General features: G+C 35.7%; 20 protein-coding genes. 18 read left to right on the forward strand and 2 right to left on the reverse strand.

Annotation, left to right across the window (positions count from 1 at the left end; all coding sequences use genetic code 11):
• Nucleotides 1-44 precede the first annotated feature (44 nt).
• From ACSVDH_RS06545 to phoU, 5 genes are all read left to right on the forward strand, one after another.
• A complete protein-coding gene (locus ACSVDH_RS06545; protein ID WP_439248935.1) occupies nucleotides 45-887 on the forward strand; it encodes a phosphate ABC transporter substrate-binding protein in 843 nt (280 codons plus the stop codon).
• Between the two features lie 76 nt (nucleotides 888-963).
• Entirely contained in the window at nucleotides 964-1,875 is a 912-nt protein-coding gene (gene pstC / locus ACSVDH_RS06550; RefSeq protein ID WP_439248936.1) for a phosphate ABC transporter permease subunit PstC, read from the forward strand.
• A 1-nt stretch (nucleotide 1,876) separates the two neighbouring features.
• Complete coding sequence (gene pstA / locus ACSVDH_RS06555) at nucleotides 1,877-2,701, forward strand: phosphate ABC transporter permease PstA (RefSeq protein ID WP_299094008.1); 825 nt, start codon at nucleotides 1,877-1,879, stop codon at nucleotides 2,699-2,701.
• 65 nt (nucleotides 2,702-2,766) lie between these two features.
• Nucleotides 2,767-3,537, forward strand: a complete 771-nt coding sequence (pstB, locus tag ACSVDH_RS06560; RefSeq protein WP_439249152.1) for a phosphate ABC transporter ATP-binding protein PstB — start codon at nucleotides 2,767-2,769, stop codon at nucleotides 3,535-3,537.
• 16 nt (nucleotides 3,538-3,553) lie between these two features.
• Entirely contained in the window at nucleotides 3,554-4,213 is a 660-nt protein-coding gene (phoU, locus tag ACSVDH_RS06565) for a phosphate signaling complex protein PhoU (RefSeq protein ID WP_299094007.1), read from the forward strand.
• Nucleotides 4,214-4,524: 311 nt separating this feature from the next.
• Here phoU and ACSVDH_RS06570 read toward each other — a convergent pair whose 3' ends face one another.
• Entirely contained in the window at nucleotides 4,525-4,725 is a 201-nt protein-coding gene (locus tag ACSVDH_RS06570; RefSeq protein ID WP_299094006.1) for a cold-shock protein, read from the reverse strand.
• Nucleotides 4,726-5,115: 390 nt separating this feature from the next.
• Between ACSVDH_RS06570 and ACSVDH_RS06575 the strand changes: the two genes are divergently transcribed.
• Nucleotides 5,116-7,485: an OmpL47-type beta-barrel domain-containing protein gene (locus tag ACSVDH_RS06575; protein WP_439249153.1), complete on the forward strand. Its 2,370-nt coding sequence runs from the start codon at nucleotides 5,116-5,118 to the stop codon at nucleotides 7,483-7,485.
• A gap of 273 nt (nucleotides 7,486-7,758) precedes the next feature.
• Entirely contained in the window at nucleotides 7,759-8,136 is a 378-nt protein-coding gene (locus tag ACSVDH_RS06580) for a DUF6173 family protein (protein WP_439248937.1), read from the forward strand.
• 336 nt (nucleotides 8,137-8,472) lie between these two features.
• Here ACSVDH_RS06580 and ACSVDH_RS06585 read toward each other — a convergent pair whose 3' ends face one another.
• Entirely contained in the window at nucleotides 8,473-10,707 is a 2,235-nt protein-coding gene (locus ACSVDH_RS06585; protein ID WP_439248939.1) for an alpha-galactosidase, read from the reverse strand.
• A gap of 328 nt (nucleotides 10,708-11,035) precedes the next feature.
• Here ACSVDH_RS06585 and ACSVDH_RS06590 point away from each other — a divergent pair, with 328 nt between their 5' ends.
• The 11 genes from ACSVDH_RS06590 (at nucleotide 11,036) to ACSVDH_RS06640 (ending at nucleotide 25,225) form a co-directional block, all read left to right on the forward strand.
• On the forward strand, nucleotides 11,036-12,205 hold the full coding sequence (locus ACSVDH_RS06590; protein ID WP_439248940.1) for an AGE family epimerase/isomerase: 1,170 nt from the start codon (nucleotides 11,036-11,038) through the stop codon (nucleotides 12,203-12,205).
• Nucleotides 12,202-13,386: a glycoside hydrolase family 130 protein gene (locus tag ACSVDH_RS06595; protein ID WP_439248941.1), complete on the forward strand. Its 1,185-nt coding sequence runs from the start codon at nucleotides 12,202-12,204 to the stop codon at nucleotides 13,384-13,386. The genes ACSVDH_RS06590 and ACSVDH_RS06595 overlap by 4 nt, the downstream gene beginning before the upstream one ends.
• Nucleotides 13,387-13,513: 127 nt before the next feature.
• Nucleotides 13,514-14,536: a substrate-binding domain-containing protein gene (locus tag ACSVDH_RS06600; protein ID WP_439248942.1), complete on the forward strand. Its 1,023-nt coding sequence runs from the start codon at nucleotides 13,514-13,516 to the stop codon at nucleotides 14,534-14,536.
• Between the two features lie 246 nt (nucleotides 14,537-14,782).
• A complete protein-coding gene (locus ACSVDH_RS06605; protein ID WP_518617665.1) occupies nucleotides 14,783-15,379 on the forward strand; it encodes a YesL family protein in 597 nt (198 codons plus the stop codon).
• A gap of 222 nt (nucleotides 15,380-15,601) precedes the next feature.
• A complete protein-coding gene (locus tag ACSVDH_RS06610) occupies nucleotides 15,602-16,948 on the forward strand; it encodes an ABC transporter substrate-binding protein (RefSeq protein WP_439248944.1) in 1,347 nt (448 codons plus the stop codon).
• Nucleotides 16,949-17,148: 200 nt separating this feature from the next.
• A complete protein-coding gene (locus ACSVDH_RS06615) occupies nucleotides 17,149-18,027 on the forward strand; it encodes a carbohydrate ABC transporter permease (protein ID WP_439248945.1) in 879 nt (292 codons plus the stop codon).
• Nucleotide 18,028: 1 nt separating this feature from the next.
• Nucleotides 18,029-18,859 (forward strand): carbohydrate ABC transporter permease, encoded by an 831-nt coding sequence (locus ACSVDH_RS06620; RefSeq protein WP_439248946.1) that lies wholly within the window; start codon nucleotides 18,029-18,031, stop codon nucleotides 18,857-18,859.
• Nucleotides 18,860-19,000: 141 nt separating this feature from the next.
• Nucleotides 19,001-19,930 (forward strand): glycoside hydrolase family 113, encoded by a 930-nt coding sequence (locus tag ACSVDH_RS06625; RefSeq protein ID WP_439248947.1) that lies wholly within the window; start codon nucleotides 19,001-19,003, stop codon nucleotides 19,928-19,930.
• 141 nt (nucleotides 19,931-20,071) lie between these two features.
• Nucleotides 20,072-22,561, forward strand: a complete 2,490-nt coding sequence (locus ACSVDH_RS06630) for a beta-mannosidase (protein ID WP_439248948.1) — start codon at nucleotides 20,072-20,074, stop codon at nucleotides 22,559-22,561.
• On the forward strand, nucleotides 22,558-23,454 hold the full coding sequence (locus ACSVDH_RS06635; protein WP_439248949.1) for an ROK family protein: 897 nt from the start codon (nucleotides 22,558-22,560) through the stop codon (nucleotides 23,452-23,454). The genes ACSVDH_RS06630 and ACSVDH_RS06635 overlap by 4 nt, the downstream gene beginning before the upstream one ends.
• A 226-nt stretch (nucleotides 23,455-23,680) precedes the next feature.
• Complete coding sequence (locus tag ACSVDH_RS06640; RefSeq protein ID WP_439248950.1) at nucleotides 23,681-25,225, forward strand: response regulator; 1,545 nt, start codon at nucleotides 23,681-23,683, stop codon at nucleotides 25,223-25,225.
• The last annotated feature ends 216 nt before the right edge of the window (nucleotides 25,226-25,441 follow it).

A 25,441-nucleotide genomic window follows, 5' to 3' on the forward strand; every position in this document is an offset into this window, starting at 1 on the left:
ATGAAAGAAAGAAGTTGCCAATAGAACATCTTGGAGGTTTGAAAATGACGTTTAAGAGTAAGTCAACGATCAGCTTATTGGTACTATTCTTAGTTGTCGTTTTATCGGCATGTAATAATAGTAATCATGAATCAGAATCATCTACTAATAATAGTTCAGATACAATTGCTATTTCGGGATCTACATCTGTAGGACCTCTAGCTGAAAAAATTGCAGAAAAATATAAGGAAAAAAATGAGGTTAATATAGAGATCAATCAGATCGGTTCATCTGCTGGTATTACAAATGCGATAAGCGGTGTGTCAGAGATTGGAATGTCTTCGCGTGATTTGAAAGAAGAGGAAAAAGCTAGTGGACTAATAGAGACAATCATTGCTTATGATGGAATTGTCGTGGTAACTCATCCTAGTAATAAGGTTGAAAATCTTACGATGGAACAAGTAAAGGATATTTTTACTGGTAAGGTGACGAATTGGAAAGAGCTTGGGGGAGATGATATGGAAATTGTGGTTGTTTCCCGGGAGGATGGCTCAGGTTCGCGTGATGCATTTCAGGAAATAGTCGGATATTCTTCAGGCGAATTAGTGAAAAGTTCAATCATTGCGAGCGGTAACGGTAATATTAAAACAACTGTAGCAACCAATAAGTATGCAGTAGGGTTTATTTCCTTTGAATATATTGATCCCTCTATTTCAACCGTAAAAATAAATGGAGTCGAGGCAACAGCAGAGAATGTTCTTCAGCAAAAATATCGTTTATCCCGTCCATTTTTGTTTGTCCACAAGGATGGCCAATTAACGGATGCCGGACAACAATTCATTGAATATATTTTAAGTGCAGAGGGACAAGCCATTGTAGCAGAATCAGGAGCTATACCAGTAAAATAATGACCATTTCACTGATGTAATAGTGATGTGTTAAGCATAAACATCAGGTGTAATCATGATCTTGGAGGAATGACGTATGCCACGCCTACCTGTTGAAAAACAAGAGGTTATTGGAAAATCAAATAAAAGGAAGTACTTACTGGAGAAGGTATCAGCAAGAATATTTCTGATTTGTGCACTTCTTTCAGTTTTCAGTTTATTGTTAATCATTGGATTTGTCTTTTATAAAGGCTCACTGCCATTTATGGCAAAGGGATATAATTTTATAGACTTTATTTTCGGAGTGGATTGGGTACCAAGTGAAGACAAATTTGGGATATTACCAATGATTGTGGCATCCATCTATGCCACAATTGGTGCATTAATCATTGGAGTCCCTATCGGCTTATTTACAGCAATATTCTTAGCAGAAATCGCGCCAAAAAGCATCGCAAAAATCATCTCGCCAGCTGTGCAGTTGTTAGCAGGTATCCCGTCGGTTTTATATGGTGTATTCGGCCTTGCCATCATTGTCCCATTTTTGCAAAATAATTTGAACTTAGCGAAAGGACAAAGCTTGATTGCCGTTATTCTTGTTCTTGCTATTATGATGCTTCCAACGATTGTTACTGTAGCTGAAACAGCCATTCGGGCAGTTCCAAAAACATATCGTGAAGGGTCTTTAGCACTTGGGGCTTCTCAAATAGGGACTATTTTTAAAGTCGTTGTCCCGGCAGCTAAGTCAGGAATTATGGCTGCGATCGTTTTAGGCTTGGGAAGAGCGATCGGTGAGACAATGGCTGTCATATTGGTAGCAGGAAACAGTTTAATTATACCTACTAGCATAACAGATAGTATTCGTCCATTAACAACTAATATTGCATTAGAAATGGGATATGCATTTGGAACACATCAAGAAATGCTGTTTGCCACAGGGATTGTTTTATTCTCTTTTATCCTATTGTTGAATTTTGTATTAGCAAAAATAAGTGCGAAAGGTGGTAAGTAAGTTGAGAAAGGTTAAAGATAACTTATTGCGTGGACTGCTTTGGCTATCAGCTTTCTTGACTGTTGCCGTTCTAGTTACCATTGTTGGTTATATATTTTATAAGGGATATCGATTGATAAACATCGATTTTATTTTAGGTGATTATTCTCCTACGGGAGATGGCGGCATTTGGCCGATGGTTGTTACGACAATCTATACAATTGCCATCTCATTATTAATTGCGACCCCAATCGGGATTTTGGCTGCTGTATACTTGCAAGAGTACGCCAAACAGGGGAGATTGGTAAAAGTGATCCGTTTTGCAACAGAAAGCTTAACAGGAATCCCATCAATTATTTATGGTTTATTCGGGGCAGTCTTTTTTGTGACCACTTTAAAATTGGGCATGTCTATTATCGCTGCCTCATTGACATTGACCATTATCGTATTGCCTGTCATTATCCGAACGACTGAAGAATCATTAAAAACCGTCCCTCATTCGTATCGAGAAGGCTCTCTGGCTTTGGGAACGACTAAGCTGCAAACTTTATATAAAGTCATTTTGCCAAGCGCAATGCCTGGTATCCTATCTGGAATTATTCTCTCCATTGGAAGAATTGTTGGTGAATCAGCTGCGATATTTTTAACAGCTGGTACGGTGGCAGCGATGCCAGACAGCATCTTCTCATCCGCGAGAACATTAACCGTTCATTCTTATTTGGTTACACAGGAGTCTGGGGACATTGAACTGGCAGCGGCAGTTGGGATTGTCTTAATTGTGATCATATTGGTTTTGAACCTTTCAGCGACGTTTATATCAAAGAAATTAAATAAAGCTGATTATTAAATGAGGTGAATGTTATGACGATAACAATGTTTGAACGTAATCCTGTAAAGAAGGGAAAGGCAGATATGCAGCAGCAATCAGATGGTACAGCGAAAATTAGTGTAAGAGATTTGGATTTGTTTTATGGAGAAAAACAAGCCCTTTATCAAGTATCATTGGATATACAAGAGAAGGAAGTTACAGCCTTAATTGGTCCTTCTGGCTGCGGTAAATCAACATTCTTACGAACACTAAACCGTATGAACGATTTAATTGATGGCGTGAAGATTAACGGCAATATTATCATTGATAACGAAAATATCTACCAAACCAATGACGTCATAAAATTAAGAACAAAGGTAGGTATGGTCTTTCAAAAAGCAAACCTATTTCCGATGAGTATTTACGATAATGTAGCATATGGCCCCCGGATGCAAGGGATAAAAAATAAACATGAATTAAATAAGATTGTTGAAGAAAGCTTACGTGGTGCGGCAATCTGGGATGAAGTGAAGGATCGTCTAAAAACATCGGCGTTAGGGCTATCAGGTGGTCAGCAGCAGCGTGTTTGTATTGCACGTGCGATTGCGATGAAGCCTGAAATTATTCTAATGGATGAGCCTACTTCAGCATTAGATCCAATCTCCACGTTAAAAGTAGAAGAATTGATTGCACACATGAAAAAAGATTATACCATTGTGATTGTTACTCATAATATGCAACAAGCTGCACGTGTATCTGATAAAACAGCATTTTTCTTAAATGGTGAAATTGTCGAATATGATGCAACAGATGTGATCTTTTCGATGCCAAAAGATAGGAGAACGGAAGATTATATTACTGGCAGATTCGGTTAAATTTGGAGGGGAATCAATGGTCGTTCGTGAAAATTTTGAAAATAAATTGCTAGAATTGCAAGCTAAAATGGCTGAAATGGGTGAACTTGCTGTTACATCTCTAGAAAAAGCTTTTAGCGCTTTTAAAACACAAGATATCGAATTAGCGTTAAAAGTCATTGAGGAAGATACAGTTATAGATCAGCTTGAAATTGATATTAATCAATTTGCAGTATGGCTAATGGCAAAAGAGCAACCTGTTGCAAGGGATTTGCGCAAAGTGATTGGTTCTTTAAAAATTTCCTCAGAGATTGAGCGTATTGCTGATTTTGCTGTAAATATTGCAAAATCAACCATCATCATTGGAAATGCAACAACAGTGGTGAAAATAACAAATCTTGAGCAAATGAAAGAAATATCGATCAATATGCTCCAAAAGGCCTTACAATCATTCTTTGAAGAAAATATCGTTCTTGCTAAAGAAGTAGGCGATTTGGATGACAAAGTTGATCAATATAATGGTGAGACATTTAAAATGATCACTAACCATCTGAAAGAACATCCAGATGAAACAGATCAGTTGGTGCAATACTTATTCGTCAATCGTTATCTTGAACGTACAGCAGATCATATTACCAATATTGCAGAAAGTGCAGCTTATCTAATAAAGGGTCGAATATATGATTTAAATCCTTAAATTGAATTAAGTCATATACTGATTGCTGACGTTAGGTTATATAGAAAATGAAAAAAGTCCAATTTATTTTGAGAAATTGGGGAATGTCACCAAAATGAGTTGATTGAAGATGAATAAGATTAAATTAAGAAGGTTAATTAGTTAAGAAAGTAATTTTAATTTAATTAGGTATTCTACAAATAGTGTGTTATGCTTTACCTAACCATTTTAATACCTGTTTCATGTTTACCTCCCCCATTCATTATTGAGTGGGGATTTTTATTATCAAAAAATAAAAAGGACTCTAAAATGAATTAGAGTCCTTTTGTTCATTATGCTTTGTTTACGTTCGTTGCTTGTGGTCCACGTTGACCTTGCTCAACATCAAAAGTCACTTTTTGACCTTCATCTAAAGATTTAAACCCATCGCCTTGGATAGCTGAGAAATGAACGAATACATCGCTGCCGCCTTCAACTTCGATAAACCCGAAACCTTTTTCTGCGTTAAACCATTTTACTGTACCTTGTTGCATATTTGGTGCCTCCTGTGTGGAATAAATCCACTGTTTAATACTATCCTTGCTCAATTAGATATCAAAGGCGAAAAGTTTAAATACTTATCTTTCCTTACAGACCGAACAAAAATAATTCTTATACAGAATAACAGATAATTTTTGGAAAAGCAAATGGATATATAATTGAAATGTTAAATACATAATAATTTCAACCAAGTATAGATACAGTTCATCTTACTGATATATTACAAACACTTTAAGTCTACTAAACCATAGTTAACAACCATTTCGTGGTATTAATTGGTAATAAAGTCATGATAAACATATGTATTTTGAACCTTTTGGAAAAAAATAAAAACTATTATATTTAATAGGGTTTAAATGATAAGCAGAGGAGAGATAGGTTTGATGATAGTTTGGAAGAAACGTTTTCTTGCACAAATAACGGTTTTATTGTTGATTTTATCCTTATTATCTCCAGCAACAACAAGCTTTGCACAAGGTGATATTGCACGACCGACATTACATAGTTTTACAGTATCTGCTAAAGAGGCTACAGTTGGTGATAAAGTAAAAATTTCGGCAGATTTGACAAGTGATTTTAACGGGATTAAATATGTAACTGTTCATTTTACAAAACCAAGCGGATCTAATGGTAAAGAAATTCCTATCAAATATAACTCTAAAACCAGAAAATATGAGGGTACCTTCAACGTTGAAAAGTATGATGTTGAAGGGAGATGGAGAATATATTCCCTTCGTGTGATTGATAACCAAGGTAATTATTATTATTATAACGACGAATTCAAAGATTTAAACTATAATATCAACGTATACGGAACCAGTTTTGAGGATACACTACCGACATTGCATAGTTTTACAGTATCGGCTAAAGAGGCTACAGTTGGTGATAAAGTAAAGATTTCGGCAGATGTGACAAATGATGTAAAAGAGATTAGATATGTAAGTGTTTATTATAAAAATCTAAACGATTCTGGTACTAAAGGAATTTCCCTCTACTATAACTCTACAACTAGAAAATATGAGGGTACCTTCAACGTTGAGAAGGATGATCGTGATGGTAAATGGAGAGTATACGATATTAGTGTAATTTATACTAATTCTACTGGTGATAGTTTTCCTAACGGATATAATTCATATACGGAAAGCGAATTCCTCCGAGATTTAAACAACTATGATATCAACCTATACGGGATTCCAGACATTACACCACCGACATTAAATAGTTTGACAGTATCGGCTAAAGAGGCTACGGTTGGTGATAAAGTTAAGATCTCGGCAGATGTAACAAATGATGTAACAGGGGTTAAAAATGTAAGAGTTCATTATTCAACTCTATACGAATTTAGTCATGGTAAAAGTATTAACCTCAACTATAACTCTACAACCGGAAAGTTTGAGGGTATCTTCAACGTTGAAAAGGATGATATTGATAATGAATGGCGCTTAACTTCCATTTATGTATATGATAATCAAGGTAATGAGTATTCTTTTCAGGGCGATCCAAATTATAAATATGATGAAAGCGATACTAATGAATACCGAGATTTAAGCAACTATAGTATCAAAGTATACGGAACCGGTTTTGACGATACACCACCGACATTAAATAGTTTTACAGTATCGCCTAAAGAGGCTACGGTTGGTGATAAAGTTAAGATATCTGCAGATGTAACAGATCATGAATCAGGGGTTAGTAGTGTATATGTTCTTTATACAAATCCAAAAGGTAATCCAAACACTTATGGTATAGGGATTCCCCTCAACTATAATTCTAAAACCAGAAAATATGAGGGTACCTATAGCGTTGAGAAGGATAAGGGTGAAGGTGAATGGAAAATAGATCGCATTTATTTATATGATAAAAAAGGTAATTACGATTACCGGGAAGTAAGCAAAAGCAATTACCGTATTACTATAGGCTCACCGCCTGTAACAAAAATAGAACTGCAATCTTCTTCACCAAAGGGTAATGAATGGTACTCTAGTGATGTCAATGTTTCATTACATGCGACTGATGATCAATCGGGAGTTGCTAAAACATTATATAAACTAAATAATGGTGATTGGAACAAGTATACGAATGCATTTAAATTACAAAACGAAGGTATTCATACGATTGAATATAAGAGTATTGACAAAGCCGTTAATGAAGAAGAAGTGAAAAGTAAAGCAGTTAAAATAGATAAGACAGCACCAGTTTCAGCAGCAAGCGATGTTCCAACAAATAAAACAAATAAAGATGTTTCCATAACATTATCAGCTTCTGATAAACATTCTGGAGCAGCAAAAACAGAATACAGAATGAATGACGGTGAATGGATGGAATATACTGAACCTATTAACTCCTTTGCTGAAGGTAAGAACCGTGTGGATTATAGAAGTATTGATAACGCAGGTAATGTTGAAGCATATAAAAGTTTTGAAGTTAACATGGACAAAACAGCTTCTGTCACAACGCCTGATGAAGATGATGACCAGGATAAGGATTCAGATAACAAGGGATCAGGAACAGATAAGGAATCAGAAATTGAGAGTGAAAAGACGGAAAATGATCCTAATTCATCTGATGTGAATAAACAGGTTGATTCGGATAAATATACCCACCAGCCAGTAAAAGTCATGGAAAAAAATGAGCTTCCAGCAACTGCAACATCGGTGCATAATCTTTTGCTGCTGGGATTCATGATCCTAGGTTTTGGCGGAGCTATTCTTTATATCGAAAAGAAAAAACGAGCAAAGTATCGAGCGCTATAAAGTTCTTAGTTAGAGGCTGTTGAAAACCTCCTTCAAACAAAAAAGAAGATGAATTTCTACAAAATGTAGTTTTCATCTTCTTTTCATAATATCTTATAATTATTCTCCTCATTTTCAATATCTTCCTTAATCGAACGAATATACTCCCACAATTCTAGATCAAAATTACACATTTTAGGGCCTATTTGTTTATAGGTGAATTTATTTATTGAAAAACAGGAATATTCTCTTTTCTTGTCGAATTTTAGTAGGTAAGAAGGGAGGATGGAATAAATGAATTTTGACGTAACAAAATTTAATGTGCCAAACATTGAACATCCGCCATTGAAAGTCACTAACCAAAATTTAGCAAGTGAGTTTTATAACAGGCTAATTGAAATGATTAATGAATTTGAATTAGATTTAAATGATCAAGAGGAAATAGGGGTTCGACTCGTATCCTTTGGCCAAACAATTCAATTCCATATTGAAGATTTAGGTTATTATAATCCTAGTTTAATTTCGTTTCATGGTAGATTAAATAATGGATCAAAAGTGAAATTAATTCAACATGTAAATCAAATAAGTTTCTTGTTAATGGCTTTACCGAAACAGAATGAAAAAGAGCCACCGAATAGAATTGGTTTTAAGTTAATTGAAGAACAAATATAATAGCATCAGGTGAAAAATATTTTTAATTTTCTGAATTTTATGTTGCTTTTTGTAGTATTATAATAGATAATATTTATATATTACAAAGGAGGAATCTAAAATGAATATGAGTCTGAATAAAGTATTTCGAATGACTGTTGGAGCTAATGTATTGCTCTTGCTAATTTTTTTATTCCTTCCAGTTTTGTTAATAACGAATGATATTAGTATTATTCAATCAGCAATTGATTTTATAAATAAAGAATGAGTATTAGCGTGTTTATAGACGGGAAGAACAAACCTTGAATCCCCCTGATCGAATGAGATCAGGGGGATTCATTTGTAGAAAATGAATGATTACTTACTAAATTCTTTTATGACAAACAACAAAGAGGAATAGTCATGTGGGTGTTCACGTGACCAATAATCTGACGCTCTGTCAGTATAATCATCAGCAAGAATCATTCCAATATTCATTAATTCGTCGCCATAATGGGTGGCGGAGCTTCCATTTATGGTGTAGAGCTTGTTTGGATCAAGTCCTTTTAATTTGATTCTGCTATAGCTTGGGTTTGGCTTTGCCAACACCTGGTAATAACCGACAATCGCTTCCTTTTTATCCTGTGATACAACCATCCATGACGTTTCATTTGAGTGGAATGGATTTAACAAACGATAAAATTTGCCGCTGCGGATTAATTCACGGTTTTCCTTAAAAAATGCTACCTGTTCTTTTACCTTTGCCTGTTCTTCGGCGGTTAGTTTTGTCACATCTAATTCATAACCAAACGTGCCGAAGTAAGCAACATTTGCACGAGTATCAATTGGTGTCATACGGCCAACTTGGTGATTTGGAATAGCGGAAACATGGCTGCCAATTGAACTTAACGGATAAACCATAGAGGTACCATACTGAATTTTTAATCGTTCCACTGCATCTGTGTTATCGCTTGCCCATGTTTGTGGTGCATAAAATAACATGCCTGGATCAAAACGTGCTCCGCCTCCTGCGCAAGATTCAAATAGGATTTCCGGATATTTTTCAAGTAGTTGCTCATATAAGTGATAAACACCCAGAATATAACGATGGAAAAATTCGCCCTGCTGATCAGCTTCTAAGGCAAAAGAATATGCCTCCGTGATATAACGGTTCATATCCCATTTTATATAAGAAATCCTTGATTGGCTTATAATGTCATCCATCAGCATAAAGATATGATCAACAACTTCTTTTCTTGAAAAATCTAAAACAAATTGATTTCTGCCATGTGATGCCTTGCGGTTTGGAGAGGAAATTATCCAATCTGGATGTTCATCATATAACTTTGTCCCTTTAGAAATCATCTCAGGCTCAAACCATAATCCGAATTTCAATCCTAAAGCTTCAACTTTCTCTGAGAGACCTTTCATACCGTTTGGCAGCTTATCTGTATTTTCAAACCAATCACCCAATGAACTAGAATCATCATTGCGCACCCCAAACCAACCATCATCAAGAACAAATAATTCAATACCTAAATCCTTTGCTGCTTCGGCAATGGTTAAAATTTTTGCCTCATCAAAATTAAAATATGTTGCTTCCCAGTTGTTAATTAAAATCGGACGTACTTTATCGCGCCAATATCCACGTGCCAATCGATCACGATACAGCTCATGATATGTTTGACTCATACCGTTTAACCCTTCATCAGAATAGACCATAACACATTCAGGCGTTTGAAACGACTCTCCAGGTTTTAGCTTCCAATTAAATAAAAATGGATTAATTCCCATTAAAACTCTCGTAACGTTATACGTATCAACTTCAACCTGACCAAGGAAATTTCCGCTATAAACTAAGCTAAAGCCATATACTTCTCCGGCATGCTCAGTGGTGTCGAATCTTTTTAGCGCCAAAAATGGATTGTGAACATGACTGCTTGCTCCTCGAGTACTTGAAATAGATTGAATGCCCTTGGATAATTTTTTAGTCTCAACATGTGCTTCTCTAGCCCAAGCTCCATACAAGGAAACCATTTCAAATTGATCATCTGGTAAATCAACACTAGTGCTCATGGCATGATTAAGATAAAATGCTTCTTCACTTTCATTAATGAAACGCGAATTTCTAGTTAATACATTCCGATCAGTATAAATCGTATAGCTTAGAATTAATCTTGCTTGTAAGACAGGATCAACAAGCGTAATTTCTAATGTTTCAGCTTCGTGTGCTTCATCCACATATGTTGCAGGAAGAGCTTCAAGAGCCGGTTTCCCATTGGTGATTTGATAGCTTTCATATTGAAAGTCTGTTATATGACTTCCAATGCGATTTGTCATCATGTGTGCGGGAAAACGGAAATCTGTTGTTCCATAACTCGGATATTCTTGTTTAATATGTTCTAAAGAAGAGGTATGGTCGCCTTCAAACATATTGCATGACGGCCTAATTTCACGTTCTAGAAGATGATGAAAAGACTCGCGATGTTTTATCTTTTTTCCGTAATATAAGTGTTCTAATTGATTACTTTTTTCCAACACTCTGAAAATATAACTTATATTTTCATTGAATAAGTGAAATTCTTTCGTGTTTTCATTTACTTTAATAGGCACTAGAATCACCTTCCTAATAAAAATGATTATTTGTTTACTTTGGATTAATAGAGTGTAATCCTTTTCAAATATCCTTACGAAACTTAGAAAGTAAATCAATGATGTTTATATAGTAAAGTTAACGTAAAGTTATTATTTTGTTTAAAATGATTATATCATCTTTTTCTGAAAAAGATAGTAAATCTTAAAATATCTAAGGTGAAAAGATAGCATATAATACGAATAAATTTTGCTGCTGAAACCGTTTAAAAAATTCATTGACATAATAAGGTTTGCAAATTAACATGAAATATAAAGTTACCGATAAACTAAAAGTTGGAGGATCAAAATGCTTAAAAAAGAAATTGAACAACATTTATTTGAACATATCTTACCTTTTTGGATGAAGCTAAAGGATGAAGAGCATGGTGGTTTTTATGGGAGAGTTCATTATGATCTAAGTGTAGATAAGGAAGCGGATAAAGGAGGGATTGCGGCTTCTCGGTTTTTATGGTCATTTTCTGCAGCATATCGTATAACAAAAAAGCCCGAATATTTAGCATGCGCTCATCACGCCTATAAATTTCTAGTTGATAAGGTTTATGATCATGAACACCAAGGTTTATTTTGGCTTGTCGATTACAAAGGCAATCCTGTTGAAAGTCAAAAACATATCTATACGCAATCATTCGGAGTTTATGCATTGAGTGAGTATTTCCGTGCAACACAAAATAAAGAAGCATTACATTTTGCAAAGCTTATTTTTAATCTTATGGAAACTCAAGGATTTAATAAGGAGAACAATGCTTATTTAGAGGAATTTGATCGTGAGTGGAACCAGCTGCCTAATGAGAAGTTAAGTGAAAATGGCGTAATCGCTGATATTACAACAAATACTCATCTCCATGTATTAGAAGCCTATACGACGCTTTACAAGGCTACGAATGACTCTCTTGTAAAAGAACGGTTAACAAGCTTAGTTGGGACATTCTATGAAAAAATCTATGACAAAGAAACGAAATTTTTACATGTGTTTTTTGATAAACAGTGGAACACGCTGCTTCAATTGAAATCCTTTGGACATGACATTGAAGCTAGCTGGTTAATTGATGATGCGCTTAAAGCCTTGAATCTTGAAGATGAGCGTTATGTAAGAATGGTGACCGATATTGCTTACAATATTGCAGATGCAGCTATTCTTGAAGATGGTTCACTCGCAAACGAACAGGAAAATGAACATGTTGATTTAACTCGTATTTGGTGGGTTCAGGCAGAAGCGATAGTCGGATTTCAAAACGCTTATGAAAGAACGAAAGATGAAAGATTCTTAAAGATAGTAAATCGATTATGGGAATACACAAAAAATCATATTGTCGATCAACGTCCAGGAGGGGAATGGTATTGGTCAGTTGAACCGGATGGCAAGCCTACGGAAAGAGCAGTTGGGGAGCCTTGGAAAACACCTTATCATAATTCGAGATTTTGTTTAGAAATGATGGAAAGGGTTGGGGAAAAATGATCCATGAAAAATACTTTGAACTATTAAATAAACAGTATGAATTATTAAGTAAGAAAAACAAGAAAAAAGAAGAATTTTACAATGGGATCTATGACCGTTACGAAAATCCTGTTATCACACGTCACCATGTTCCACTGCACTGGCGTTTTGATTTAAATAAAGAAACAAACCCGCATTTCATGGAAAGATTGGGAGTCAATGCAGCTTTTAATCCAGGTGCTATTTATATAAATAAGAAATACTACCTTGTCGTTCGTACAGAGGGGTTAGATCGTAAATCTTTCTTTGCAATTGCGGAGAGCGAAAATGGAATTGATAACTTCCGATTTATTGATACACCTTTAACATGGGAAGATATTGATCGAAATGAAACGAATATTTACGACATGCGATTAGTTCAGCATGAAGATGGCTGGATTTATGGAATCTATTGTTCGGAAAGCAAGGACCCTGAAGCACCAGCATTTGATACGTCTAGTGCTGTAGCGCAAGCAGGTTTGGTACGTACAAAGGATTTGAAAAAGTGGGAGCGCCTTCCGAATATCCAAACATCATCCCCGCAGCAACGAAATGTCGTTTTACATCCGGAATTTGTGGATGGCAAATATGCGTTTTACACTCGTCCACAGGATGGATTTATTTCAACAGGAACAGGTGGCGGTATAGCATTTGCATTATGCGAAGATATCTTAAATCCGGTGATCCATGAAGAAAAAGTGATGCATGAAAAGCGTTATCACACTATTTATGAAGTGAAAAATGGCCAAGGACCAGCTCCAATCAAAACAGAGAAGGGGTGGGTCCATCTTGCTCATGGGGTAAGGAATACAGCTGCTGGGTTACGTTATGTATTGTACACAATTGCAACTAGTTTAGATGATCCTTCAAAAGTCATTGCGACTCCTGGCGGGCATTTCATCGCTCCATATGATGCTGAGCGTATAGGAGATGTCTCGAATGTTATATTCTGCAACGGAGCAGTCGTGAATGAAAACAATGAAGTATTTATCTATTATGCATCAAGTGATACACGTATTCACGTTGCTACAACAACAATAGAAAAGCTTGTTGATTACACATTCAATACGCCTGAAGATCCATTTCGTTCATTGGATTGTGCTGAGCAAAGAAAAAAATTAATTACGAGGAATCTAGAATTACTTAAAAAGGTTGAAAAGTAACCTAATTGGTCTTATTGTTATGGTATAATTTTATTATTATAATGAAAGTAAAATTAAATAATAGTAAGATGCTATTTATGAATAGATCATTTTAAGTCGATAAATGTTTCCTCGGAGGAAAAGAAAAATGAAAAACAATGTAACGATGAGAGATATTGCGGATCGGTTAGGAATCAGTAGTGTAACCGTTTCAAAAGCCCTTAACGATAAAGAGGGTGTCAGTGAGGAGCTTAAAATAAAAATCAAAAACCTCGCCGAAGAAATGGGGTATCGCTACAACACGCTGGCTAAATCGATGAAAGAGGGATTGTCTTATAATATAGGGGTCATTGTTCCTGAGCGATTTGCTGGTTCTGAGCAATCATCCTTTTATTTAAATGTCTACCAAACGATTACAAGAGTATTGGAGAATCGCGGTTACTATGGGATTCTGTATATCCTGAGTAATGAAGATGAAAAACAATTAAATCTTCCGAGGATTTACACGGAAAAAAAGGTTGATGGCTTTATTATTCTTGGCCAAATTAGCAAACAGTATATTGAAAAGATTCAAACAATTGAGCTGCCTAAGGTTTTTCTTGATTTTTATGATGAACATGCAGATATTGATTCAGTTATTACTGACAACTTTTATGGAGCCTATGAGCTTACTAACTATCTGATTCATAATGGTCATCGTGAACTAGCCTATGTTGGAAATTTGTATTCTACCAGCAGTATTCAAGATCGCTTCTTAGGATTCTATAAGTCATTGCTTGAGCATAACTTAGAACTGAAGCAAGACTATATATTAAATGATCGTGATGAGCAAGGTGCTTACATTGATATTCAAATCCCTGATCAACTGCCAACGGCATTTGTTTGTAATTGTGACCAAGTAGCACATAATTTGGTCCATAAGTTGACAAAGTTAGGCTATAAGGTACCTGAGGACTGTTCGGTTGTAGGCTTTGATAATGATGTATATGCCACAATTACTGAACCTGGCTTGACAACTGTCGAAGTAGATATTAAAGAAATGGCCAATAATGCGGTAAATTTTGTTCTTGAGAAAATAAAGAACCCTACTAAATCTTTTGGAAGAGTATTAGTAAAAGGTAAAATTGTATATCGAAATTCAGTGAAGAAACTAAAAAACAAGGTAACCTGATGGGCCTTGTTTTTTAGTTTCATTTAAAAGGAAAGAAAGTATAAAATGAACTTAGTTTTAGTGTCTAGCTCCAGGCGCCATCGGCTCTAGGGTCTAGTCAAATAGGAATTGAAGGTAAAGAACACCTTCTATTCCTATTGGCCTTATGCTTGACGCCGAATGCTAAGCGTCTTGCGCTTTTCTTAATTGCAGTTATGTTTGTTAAGTGACTTTTCGTTTAAGACTCGCTTTATAGGAAGTGATAAGATGAATAGTAAGGTAATCGTATTTTTTAATTATCTATATAAGTACTTTCAAACAAGTATGTTTTTTTGGTTGTCTTTCATAAAAGGGTTTTTTATATATAGTATCATTCCAACTTTTTGTGCTCTTTTTTTAGTTTTAAAGGACATTAATAATAGTGAAGATGAAGAAGAACACATATCTGTGAAAAAAAGATATCATCGGTATTTTGACCAATATAAAGAATACAAGTTGCTATCTTTCTTTTATACGATTATTTTGGTGATTTTATACACCTGTCAATTCTTTGTAAATAAACAAACAAGTCAGTATTCGTTGCTTTTTTCAATTATCATCTTCTATCTGTTAGCATTGACGTTATTGATGCTAAGCTATAGTACAACTTTAATGGCATTTAAAAAAATGAATGCAAAGGATGCGAATGCTTATTCATTTGTAGCCATTATTAAAAACCCAGTTAATAGTATTGCGATTCTTTTTGTTTTGATTTTTCTTTATGTATCGGCAGGTTATAACCTCGCATTCTTTGTTATATTCGGACCGTTTTTATATGGTTTGGGAGTCTTGTTTTCCTTAGTGAAAATTCATGGAGGGAAATAGAAATAATCTAGGCGCTGTAAGAGAAAATAGACTAATTCTATTTTTTCTTACAGCGCTGTTTTATTTGTGATGCAATCCATTAACTTTAACGGTAACCTAAAATTTAAAGTTATTTCTTAATAATCAAAAGAAAAGTTATTGACGGGTAAGCGTTACCACAATATAATTAATTTATTAGGTATACGATAACTTAATAAAATCTTTAAAGAGAGGGTCGAAAAAATGAAGAAAAGTAGATTGCTAAACTTATACGTAGTTTTAATTCTAGTTTTGCTTGCAGCTCTTACTGGTTGCTCATCCAATGGTAGTTCAGAAGGTGGAGGAAATTCAACTGAGCCGGATCTAAGTTGGAAAGAGAAAGATCCAAAAGAAATCGAAGGGGAAATTACGTTTATTTCTCAAAGAACAGATATTGTTGATACTGTATTCCCTGAATATGAGAAAGAATTCCAAAAGAAATATCCGAACGTAGAAGTGAAATTTGAGGCATTAACAGATTACGGCGGTCAAATCACACCGCGTATGAATACTCAAGATTATGGTGACGTTTTGTTAATTCCGACTCAAGTTCCAATTAAAGATATTCCAAATTTCTATGAGCCGCTGGGAAAACTTGAAGAGATGGAAAAAGAGTATATGGGTGTTGAAGAAAAAGCGGTCGATGGCACAGTTTATGGTATACCGATTGCAATTACTTATACTGGCGTTGTTTATAACAAGAAAGTATTCGAAGAAGCAGGTGTAACAGATATCCCAAGAACAATGGATGAATTTCTCGCTGCATTACAAAAGATCAAAGACAATACAGAAGCGGTTCCTTTATATACCAACTACGCTGCTGGATGGCCGTTAACACAATGGGAAGGTGCCTTCACAACTGTTGCTGGAGACCCGGCTTACTATAATCAAACAATGGTTAATGAAAAAGATCAATTTACTGCTGGTAAACCCCAATATGAAATGTGGAATCTAATGTATGATGTTGCGAACAAAGGATTAATTGAAGAAGATCCGTTAACAACTGATTGGGAAACATCAAAAGCAATGATGGGGAAAGGTGAAGTTGGAACAATGGTACTGGGTTCATGGGCTGTTGAACAAATTAAAGCAGTGGCAGAGAATCCGGATGATATTGGATATATGCCATTTCCGACAAATGCAGAAAACGTTATTTTACCATTAGGCGCTGATTTACAAATCGCTGTTAATAAGCATAGTGAAAATAAAGAAGCAGCATTGGCATGGGTAGATTGGTTTATTCATGAATCAGGCTATGCTGTAGAACAGGCTGGTGGAATCAGTGCTTCTAAGAGTGTCCCGCTTCCTGAAGAATTAAAGAAATATGAAGAACAAGATGTAACATTTGAATTGCTTGAACCAGCGATAGAAGGTCAAGAAGGATTGCTTGATAAGATTGATAAAGAAGCGGAAATTGGCCTGTGGTTAGAAGATACTCCTAAACGAATTATAGAAGCTGCGATTGGCAATCGTGATGAATCGTTCGAAGACATTATGAAAGAACTTAATACTAAGTGGAATGAAGCGCGGGAAGAAGTTCTAGCTGAATAAGGGATTAACAGAAATTCCAAGGAGATATCTTAAGGGAGTAGCCTCTTAAGATATTCCCTTGTTATTAAACACAAGACGAATCTTGAGAAAATAAAGTCTCAACATCGACTGTAGAGGATTACAATTCTTCATTTCATGAGTGACTTATACATTAGGTAAAATCAAGGTTTCGCTTTCAATACTACCGGGAGGTGTAGTTCTTGTTTAAATTTTCAAACTTATCATATAGTGCGCAACGGCGTATTATTATTCTTCTGTTTTCGCTTGTACCGGTAGCATTGCTTATCACGTTTGCTTATGTACCGGTAGCGAATATGTTTTATTACAGCTTTACAGAATGGAATGGGTTTAGTGACAAGGAATTTGTAGGATTTGAAAACTATGTCACGATTTTTACAGAACCAGAGTATTTTGTGGTTTTTAAAGTAAGTTTGTATTATTTTGCTGCGACATTTGTTCAGATGGGACTAGCTTTATATTTTGCAACTATTTTAAGCTTTAACGTGAGATTTAAGAATTTTTTCAAAGGTGTTTTATTTTTTCCTTACTTATTAAATGGTGTTGCGATCGGGTTTATGTTTTTGTTTTTCTTTAGACCTGAAGGGACATTAGATACCGTTTTGCAAGCAATTGGCTTAGGGGAGTTGATTACACAGTGGTTAGGAAACCCGGATGTGATAAATATATCTCTAGCTGGTACATCTGTATGGAGGTACATGGGCTTTAACTTTATTATTTTCTTAGGAGCGATATCTTCAATTCCTAAAGAGGTTTATGAAGCTGCAGAAATAGATGGTGCGAATAAATGGCATCAGTTTAGGTACATTATTTTACCGAGTATTCGGAGAATTATTGAACTCAATTTGATTTTAGCGATTAGCGGAGCGCTTTCAACATTTGAGATCCCATATATCATGACAGGTGGTTCAAATGGAAGTGAAACATTTGTTATTCAAACGGTTGATATTGCCTTTAAGTTCGGCAAGATTGGACTAGGATCGGCTATGGCTGTCGTGTTATTAATGATTGTTGTGTTGGTGAGTGTCATCCAGAAAAAGCTATTTAAGGAGCGTGACTAAAATGTATCAACTTAAATATGCACTAGCAAATGTATGTAAATACGCATCCCTTTTACTTGGGGCATTTGTTGCGTTGATTCCGATTGTTGTCGTATTCTTTGCTTCTTTTAAAACGGGTGACGAATATACGAGCACAGGTCCGCTTACACCGCCGGAAAACTGGTTGAATTTTGAGAATTATACACGCGCCTTCACTGAAGGAAATATGCTGATGGGATTTATAAATACAGCTATTATATTAGTGATTTCAATTATTGGCGCGACATTGACAGGTTCGATGATAGCGTTTGTGCTGCACCGCTTCAAATTTAAAGGAAGCAAGCTTTTAATGGGTGCTTTCCTGCTTGCGACATTAATTCCTGCTGTAACTACGCAAGTTGCTACTTTCCAAATTATAAATGAACTAGGTCTTTTTAATACGAGATGGGCGGCCATCATTTTATATATGAGTACAGATATTATCGCGGTCTATATCTTTTTGCAATTCATGGATTCCATATCTGTTTCTTTAGATGAGTCGGCCATGTTGGATGGTGCATCCTATATTACCATTTTCCGTAAGATTATTTTACCGCTGCTCAAGCCTGCAATTGTAACGGTAATTATTGTAAAAGGTGTTAACGTATACAATGACTTTTATACAGCGTTTCTCTATATGCCTAAGTCGGAGCTTCATGTTATATCGACAGCATTATTTAAGTTTAAAGGGCCGTACGGATCACAGTGGGAAGTTATATGTGCTGGTATCATGATCGCCATCATTCCGACGCTTATTGCGTTTATCACTTTGCAGAAGCATATTTACAATGGAATGGCTGGTTCAGTTAAGTAATGGAATGAAAATGGGCAGGGGATTGTAAGGAACAGTAGGGAATCGTTCTCATAGATTGTCATTACTTGAAAAAGAACATGTACGTGTTTGGGGAGTGCTGCTGTTTTTTATTACAACTTCGTTTAAAAAGGAGGAGAAGCTTTGGAATTCATTAAAGGGTTTACGTATGGGTGGATGAGCCGAAGAGGAGACTTTACGAAGCCAGAGGCTAAAGAATCGATGAGACTCTTAAAAGAAAGAACAAATACAAATTGTGTCATTATATCTCTTGCCGCACTCCAGGATGGACCACATTCAACGGTCGTTGATTATACTGGCGACCACATGGTGGCTGATGAAGAATTGATCGAGATGGTTGAATATGCTCAATCCATGGACTTGAAGGTGATGTTAAAGCCGACTGTCAACTGTAAGGATGGCACATGGCGGGCGCATATTAACTTTTTTGATCTTGATGTTCCGTGTGAGCCGAAATGGAAAGATTGGTTTAAAAGCTATACGAAGTACCAAATGCACTACGCTGAAATTGCACAAAGGACAAATTGTGATATGTTCATTGTCGGCTGTGAAATGGTACAAACAGAGCGTAGAGAACAGGAATGGCGCAACTTAATAAAAGAGGTCCGCGCGATATATAAAGGGCCCATTACTTATAATACCGATAAATACCAAGAAGGAAATGTGAGATGGTGGGATGCTGTTGATGTCATTTCATCAAGCGGCTATTATCCGATTGATGATTGGGATCAGCAATTGGCTCGAATTGAAAGCATCTTAAAACCTTTCAATAAACCATTTTTCTTTGCTGAAGCAGGTTGTCCTAGCCGTTCAAATTCCCCGTATATTCCAAATGATTGGGGGCTTGAAGGTAAAACAGATATGAAAGCGCAAGCGGATTATTATCAAGTGATGTTTGAAAAAGCGGGTCAAAAAGAATGGGTAAAGGGTTTTGGTCTTTGGGATTGGAAAGCCCTTCTTCATGATGAAAATGAAGCATTTGCGAATGATGACTATGCCGTGTTCGGTAAGCCTGCAGAAAAGGTTATTTACGATTTTTATTTGGCAAAATAAAAAACTATAAAAAGGTAGTCATCTTTGGTAATATTAGGTCTACTTTTTTTATTACTTAAATAAAGTTAATTATAAACTAACTATTTACTTTTTCTATAATAACAAATTAATTAACAGAAATAACAAATAGGGGAGAAGAGAATGAAGAAGATTAATTTAAATGGTGATTGGTTGATGAGAAGCACTGCTAATAACGAATGGCTTGAAACTTCAGTTCCTGGATCTGTTATGAATGATTTATTAAGACATGGAAAAATCAATGATCCGTTTTACCGTGACAATGAGGACGAGGCATTTGAGATTGCTTCAAAGGATTATGAATATATTCGTGAGTTTTCGTTGACAGAGGAGTTTATAAATCATGAACATATTGTTATTCGTTTTGAGGGGTTAGATACGCTTTCTGAAATTATTTTAAATGGAAATCTACTAGCAAAGACAAACAACATGCATCGAACGTATGAATTTGATGTGAAACCTTTTTTAATAGCTGGAACAAACGAATTGAAGATCACCTTATTTTCTCCAATTAACTTTATTACGGAAAAACAGAAAGAAACAAACTTATCAGGAGTAGGTGATGCGATCGAAGGTTATCCTCATTTGCGAAAAGGGCATAGTATGTTCGGATGGGACTGGGGACCGCAAATTCCTGATTTAGGAATTTGGAGGAATGTTTCTATTTTAGCATGGGATCTTGCCCGTATCGACGATGTGTATGTGAGTCAGGAGCATCGTGAAAATAATGTTGGTGTACAAGTACGAGTAAATGTAAACGAATGCGAAGGACCATTACAGCTTGCAGTTAATCTTTTTAGTCCATCTGGTGAAAAGATTTTAAGTAAAGTAACAAAAATGAAAACTCAGCAAACTGTTTCGTTTGAAGTTACAGATCCGCAATTATGGTGGCCCAATGGATATGGAGAACAACCTTTATATCAAGTAGAAGTCCTTGTTTCAAATGATTCATTGTTGTTAGATCGTAAAACATTAACAATTGGCCTGCGCACTATAAATGTAAAGCATGAGCCGGATCAATGGGGAAAATCATTTGAGTTTGAAGTAAATGGTCTATCTATCTTTGCGATGGGTGCAAACTATATTCCTGAAGATAACCTATTGGCGAGAAATTCAGCAGAACGAACAGAAAGATTGATTGATGACTGCGTAGCTGCAAACTTTAACATGATTCGTGTTTGGGGCGGCGGTATTTATCCAGAGGATTATTTCTTTGATTTATGTGATCGGAAAGGGATCATCGTTTGGCAGGATTTTATGTTTGCTTGCAGCATGTATGATTTAAACGAGGAGTTTAGAGAAACTGTGGAGCAAGAAGTCATTGATAATGTGAAAAGAATTCGTCATCATGCAAGTCTTGGGATTTGGTGTGGAAATAATGAAGTGGAAGAAGCGTGGGTTTATTGGGGGAATATGCCTGACGATGATTACAAGCACAAAGCTGACTATATTAAGCTATTTGAATTTATTATACCTGAACTTGTAAAAGTGCTAGATCCACAGACCTTTTACTGGTCTTCATCACCTTCTTCTGGCGGGGGATTCAATGAACCGCGAAATCCAAATGAAGGAGATATGCATTATTGGGAAGTGTGGCATGGGTTAAAACCATTTACTGAATATCAGAAGTTTCATTTTCGTTTTTGCTCTGAATTCGGATTTCAATCATTTCCATCTATGAAAACAATTCATTCTTTTACAGAACCAGAGGATCGTAATATTTTCTCTTATGTGATGGAAAAGCATCAGAAAAATGGTGCTGCAAACGGAAAGATATTATTTTATCTTTCCGAGAACTTTTTATATCCGAAAGATTTTGATTCCTTACTCTATGCTTCACAAATATTGCAAGCAGAAGCAATTAAATACGGTGTTGAGCATTGGAGACGAAATCGCGGGCGTTGCATGGGTTCATTGTATTGGCAATTAAATGACTGTTGGCCTGTTGCTTCATGGTCAAGTATTGATTATTACGGTCGTTGGAAAGCGCTGCATTATTTTGCAAAGAAATTTTATTCACCAGTCTTATTATCACTAAGAGAAGATGGAACAGATGTAGAAATTCATGTGACAAATGATTCATTAACAAAAGTGAATGCCCGGGTGGAATGGAAGCTGCGCAAACATACATCAGAAGTTCTTCAAGAAGGATCGATACAATCTGAAGTAGACAGTTTAACAGCAAAACAATGTGAGAGACTTTCTTTTGCAGAATATTTAACTCAGGAAACGATGAGAACAACGTATCTTGAATGTACATTATATGTGAACGGTGAAGAAAAAACAGTCACAACTCTTTTATTTACAAAACCAAAGCATTTTAAATTCTTAAATCCAGACTTTTCGCTAGAGGTAGCGGAGACAAATGAGACGTTTGAAATTACCTTATCATCAGCTGCATTAGCAAAATACATTGAGCTTGACTTGACGATAGCTGATTGTAAATTTAGTGAAAATTACTTCGATTTGTCTGCCGGAAATCAAAAAACAGTTGTGGTAAATAAAGAAAGCGTAAGTGAAGGATTAACTCTGGAAGCGTTTAAGGAACAGCTGAAAATACGAAGTGTGTTTGATATCGCCCAAACTCCTGTTGGGAAGAGGGATTGTAAATGAGTTTACGGATCGGAATTGATTTAGGTGGAACAAACCTAAGGGTTGCCCTTGTTGATCAACAAGGAGAGATTGTAAAGATTTGTCAGGCTCCTACAGAAGCTGAAAAGGGGCATCATTATACGATTGATAAGATGTTAAATATGATTAAAGAAGTTACAAATGGTAACAGGATTTGCGGAATCGGTATTGGTGCCCCTGGGCCGTTAGATTATCAAACAGGGGTTATTTTGAGTCCGCCAAATTTGCCTGGTTGGAAAAATGTAAACCTTGTCAAGGTCGTAAAAGAACATACTGGGGTAGATGTATGTTTGAATAATGATGCAAATGTTGCTGGATTAGCTGAAGCGATCGTTGGTAGTGGTGCAGATTATGAGAGTGTATTCTATATGACTGTAAGTACTGGGATTGGCGGGGCGTTCGTTATTAACAAGCAGTTATACAATGGGGCAAAAGGATATGCTGGAGAAATAGGGAATATGATTGTACAGCCTAACGGGTATCAGCATCAACATTTAAATAAAGGCTCCCTTGAAGGGATGGCTAGCGGTACTTCGATTGCAAGAGCAGCAATCGAACGATATGGTATGACTGGAGGTGCAAAGCAAGTATTTGAGCTTGCTGCTCAAGGTGATGCCAGGGCGCACAGCATCATAACGGAAGTTGTTGATTATTTAGCAATGGGGGTAGCTAATATAGCCCATACGGTTAATCCTGACATTTTTGTAATGGGTGGCGGTGTGATGAATTCAAAGCAATTCATTCTAAAGCCGCTTCAGGAAAAGGTAAAAGAATATGTATATCCTGATTTAGCTTCTTCTATTAAAATTGTTCCTGCTGCATTAGGAGGCAAAGCAGGTGTAATTGGTGCCGCTATGCTTGTTCAAGATGAATAGGTTTTGAAATAACAAGGATGCAGGATAAAAGGAAAGAAACCTATGAAACGATTATTTTCTTTCCTTTTTCTTCTTTTTTAAGAAAGAGAAGGAGACCACGTATGGTTACGAAATGTTCATCAGAGACTTTTGCTTTCATACCGCAAAGCTACCGGCCTTACCATACATAGCGAGGAATGCATGGGTACGGATAAAGCTTTCTTAATACCTATTGAGGAGGAAGTAGATGTTTAACGTAATGATTGTGGATGATGAACCGACTACCCGTCAAGGTTTAGTCAATTTAGTGCCATGGGAAAAGTATGGGTTTCAGGTAACAGATACCGCTGCAAACGGGAATGAAGCAATAGAAAAATTTCACATTGCATCCCCCAACTTAATGATTGTGGATATCAGGATACCTGGTTTATCAGGAATTGAATTAATCGAAAAAATCGCTGAAATGAATACTAATGTATACTTTTTGATCTTAAGTGAACATGCTGAATTTGAATGCGCCAAGAAGGCAATGAAATATAACGTAAAAGGTTATTTATTAAAACCTCTTGATGAGAATGAAATGATTCATTATTTGCTAGAGTTAAAACCAATGATGGAAAAGGAATTAGAATATCGAAAACTGGAAATGAAAATTGATCAGGAAAATAAGGAACGCTTTATTCAAGCCGTTTTAAACGGAGAACAGCCAGAAGAGATAAAGGGTTCCAAATTTTATGTACAATGGACAACCTACCGGCTTTTATTAGTGAAAGCAGGGGACCAATGCAATGCTGATTCAATGATGCTAAAAAAGAATTTAAAAGGATTTTTTGAAAATAATAACATTGGAATTGTCTTTAGCATCAAAAATTACTACGGCATTTTGTTAAATGCGGAGCTTGAATTTAGCAAGCACCATGATGATATCTATCGTGTGTTAAAAGTTCTGATGAACGATTGTCAGCTTCCTTTTACTGCTGCAATATCAACTGTGTTTGAGGATATTCAAGAATTACCCACAGCCTTTCAAGCAACTAATATGCTTATTGCAAAGCAATTTTTCTTTGATGATGGTGCCATTTTGTCTGAGCACTCGAAGCCTGTATTATTGGATGGAAGAAATGATCTAAAAGAGGAACGTAATGAGCTAAATTTAACTTATGGCGTTGAAACATTACTATTTGCGATGGAGATAGGAGACAGGGATGCCATTGAGAGAATTTGCATGAGAATAGGCTGGCGAATGATTGAAGCGGGATACACAGAAAATGATAGTAAGAAACATTTTATTCACATTGTTTCTTCACTAATACACAAGCTTATGTATCAATATCATGAAATTCGGGGAGAACTATCAAACGTTTTATTTATGGTATATGAGATTGAAAATCAACGAAAAATAAAGCAGCTCTTAACTTATGTAAATGGATTAATAGCAGAAATTCTTGAGAAGATGGATGTCGATAAAACAGGGGTTCTTGTAAAAAAAATGATTCATCTAATTGAAAAGAATTATGATAAAAACATCAAGCTTGAAACGTTGTCAGAACTCCTTCACTATAATCGAACCTATTTGGGAAAATTATTTAAGTCCTATACAGGAGAACATTTCAATACTTATTTGGATAAAGTGAGGATTGAAAATGCCAAGAAGTTATTATTACAAGGTTATAAAGTTTATGAAGTTTCGAAACGAACAGGCTTTTCCAATGTTAATTACTTTCATTTTAAATTTAGAAACTATGTAGGGATGTCTCCATCTGCTTATCGAAAAGAGAAGTTAATGGAATAATTTTCATTCTATCTAGCAATCTATATTATTTTTAATAGTATAAATCCAAGTAATTCGCTGCCTAATAATGGATGGCTTCTATCTTTATGGGAAAGAGATCCCGATTTGATAGAAGCCTCTTTTTATTCATGTATAGCTTTGTCGCATTTTTGTATGAATTTTAAGAAAATTATTAAGGTATCCTTAAGTTAATATTTAGCTTAAAATTAAGTTACA

Origin of the sequence: Metabacillus sp. Hm71 (assembly GCF_051842955.2) — a bacterium.
Taxonomy (GTDB): domain Bacteria; phylum Bacillota; class Bacilli; order Bacillales; family Bacillaceae; genus Metabacillus.

Bases quoted from the DNA above. Each gene is read 5' to 3' on its own strand.
- ACSVDH_RS06545 (WP_439248935.1), top strand. From the start codon at position 45: ATGACGTTTAAGAGTAAGTCAACGATCAGCTTATTGGTACTATTCTTA.
- pstC (WP_439248936.1), top strand. From the start codon at position 964: ATGCCACGCCTACCTGTTGAAAAACAAGAGGTTATTGGAAAATCAAAT.
- pstB (WP_439249152.1), top strand. From the start codon at position 2,767: ATGCAGCAGCAATCAGATGGTACAGCGAAAATTAGTGTAAGAGATTTG.
- phoU (WP_299094007.1), top strand. From the start codon at position 3,554: ATGGTCGTTCGTGAAAATTTTGAAAATAAATTGCTAGAATTGCAAGCT.
- ACSVDH_RS06570 (WP_299094006.1), bottom strand. From the start codon at position 4,725: ATGCAACAAGGTACAGTAAAATGGTTTAACGCAGAAAAAGGTTTCGGG.
- ACSVDH_RS06575 (WP_439249153.1), top strand. From the start codon at position 5,116: ATGATAGTTTGGAAGAAACGTTTTCTTGCACAAATAACGGTTTTATTG.
- ACSVDH_RS06580 (WP_439248937.1), top strand. From the start codon at position 7,759: ATGAATTTTGACGTAACAAAATTTAATGTGCCAAACATTGAACATCCG.
- ACSVDH_RS06590 (WP_439248940.1), top strand. From the start codon at position 11,036: ATGCTTAAAAAAGAAATTGAACAACATTTATTTGAACATATCTTACCT.
- ACSVDH_RS06595 (WP_439248941.1), top strand. From the start codon at position 12,202: ATGATCCATGAAAAATACTTTGAACTATTAAATAAACAGTATGAATTA.
- ACSVDH_RS06600 (WP_439248942.1), top strand. From the start codon at position 13,514: ATGAAAAACAATGTAACGATGAGAGATATTGCGGATCGGTTAGGAATC.
- ACSVDH_RS06605 (WP_518617665.1), top strand. From the start codon at position 14,783: ATGAATAGTAAGGTAATCGTATTTTTTAATTATCTATATAAGTACTTT.
- ACSVDH_RS06610 (WP_439248944.1), top strand. From the start codon at position 15,602: ATGAAGAAAAGTAGATTGCTAAACTTATACGTAGTTTTAATTCTAGTT.
- ACSVDH_RS06620 (WP_439248946.1), top strand. From the start codon at position 18,029: ATGTATCAACTTAAATATGCACTAGCAAATGTATGTAAATACGCATCC.
- ACSVDH_RS06630 (WP_439248948.1), top strand. From the start codon at position 20,072: ATGAAGAAGATTAATTTAAATGGTGATTGGTTGATGAGAAGCACTGCT.
- ACSVDH_RS06635 (WP_439248949.1), top strand. From the start codon at position 22,558: ATGAGTTTACGGATCGGAATTGATTTAGGTGGAACAAACCTAAGGGTT.
- ACSVDH_RS06640 (WP_439248950.1), top strand. From the start codon at position 23,681: ATGTTTAACGTAATGATTGTGGATGATGAACCGACTACCCGTCAAGGT.